Here is a 1630-nt window from a genome sequence, read left to right as displayed (position 1 = left end):
TAAGCATTATATATTTTATAAAAATAGTTCCAATTAATACTTAAGAAAAGAATGCTATAGGAAAACAAAAATGTATTTCCTATTCTCTCATATAATTTACCCTTTATTGTATCTGTTATCTCTTCAAAGTTCATTTTATTATTTCCTTTTAGGTATGACTTCAGGAGATAGGTAACGGTTAAGCGGCAGTAGAAGGGTAACGCTTTTTAGTAACCTTTCTTGGTTTATGATCTTTGTATGCATTAGGGTCAGAAATAAGCAAGAAAAAATCCTTGTCTATAACACCTAATTTATTATTAGCAAACCAGATGGAGTAAGTATCTCCCTCTTTTTTAATTCCGACATTGAACCCATTGAAAGGATTACCGATCATAATGAGATGTCCGAGCCAATTTATGTAACCTCTATCGTTAACATGCCTCATCTTAAAACCAAAAGGGTAAGTGAGTAAGAGATCAGCGTTTGGATCAAAAAGTTTATCTGATTTCACATAGACTTGTTCTGGAGTTTTCATATAAAGAGCCTCGTGAGGTCTTTCTCTGTTAAATTCAATTCTCCACTTATCGAAGAGTTTTTGATGAAGAGTAATGTTACCAACGATCTCATGTTGTAGTTCCCGAGCCATGTCCTTGTGCATGCGTTCATGAGCCCCATTCTGGTAAGGTTTTCCTGGTTCAATACGATCGAGTTTAATGCCAAGCGAGAGCCACCAAACAGAGAGCTTAGTGAGACCTAGAAGGGATTGCATAGAGGCAAATGGAGGACCGTTGTCGGACCTAATGATGTCCGGAAGCCCATAGATCTTAAACAACCTAATGAATTCGGCTTTTACAGAAGGAATGTCTCCTTTTGAAAGAGTCTTTATAGAGAGAATGAATTTTGAATAATCATCTCTGATAGTGAGAGGATTTACTTTCTCAGAATCAGCAGTATACCACCATCCTTTGAAGTCAACAGTCCAAATATGATTTGCGTGAGTAGACTTTTCTGGTAGCGAGATTCTTTCTCCAAAATGTTTGACTCTCTTTCTTTTCTTAGGTAAGGTAAGTCCTGCTTTTTGGAAGATACGATCAAGAGTAGATTTGTCTGGAGGTTTTACATCCGGAAACTTTCTTTTGTAGAGTTCGAGAATCTTCTTTGAACCCCAAAACTTCTTATAGTTCTTGAGCTTAATGAGCTCAAGAACGACATCTTCAGGAATTTTCTTGGGTGAGTTCTTAGGAGTTCTCTTCTTGTCTAGAAGTCCCGCCTTTCCCTCACACAAAAACCTTTCTTTCCATTTGTATCCACACTTTGTAGATATCCCATATTCTGCACAGAGCTGAGTGAAATTGATACCTTTCTCAAAGCTCGCCATAACGAATTCTAATCTTAAATCCACGATCTGATTCTCCTTCCAAGGCATCCCCATAGCCCTCCTGTAAAGGTGTTCTAGGGGATGAGAAACCAGAAAGTGTTACCTATGTCTTGCTACAAAAGTGTTACCCATGTCCTGAGTCATACTATAAGTCCATTTCGTATAACGAACTAGACTTAACGACGTTCCTCGACCCTGAGTCCCGAAGGGACGTTAGGGACTGGCACATAGCTTGCGTATGCAAGCGAGTGACAGACGGAGAGTGTGGTGTAG

1 protein-coding gene is annotated in these 1630 nt (G+C 38.7%); it reads right to left on the bottom strand.

The features are described from left to right. Positions 1 to 178: 178 nt before the first annotated feature. On the bottom strand, positions 179 to 1381 hold the full coding sequence (locus DI060_RS18800; protein WP_244594510.1) for an integrase core domain-containing protein: 1203 nt from the start codon (positions 1379 to 1381) through the stop codon (positions 179 to 181). Positions 1382 to 1630 lie beyond the last annotated feature (249 nt).

It is taken from the genome of Leptospira ryugenii (genome assembly GCF_003114855.1).
GTDB lineage: Bacteria > Spirochaetota > Leptospiria > Leptospirales > Leptospiraceae > Leptospira_A > Leptospira_A ryugenii.
The sequence above is the reverse complement of the archived record's forward strand: the minus strand, read 5'-3'. Positions and strand labels throughout refer to the sequence as shown.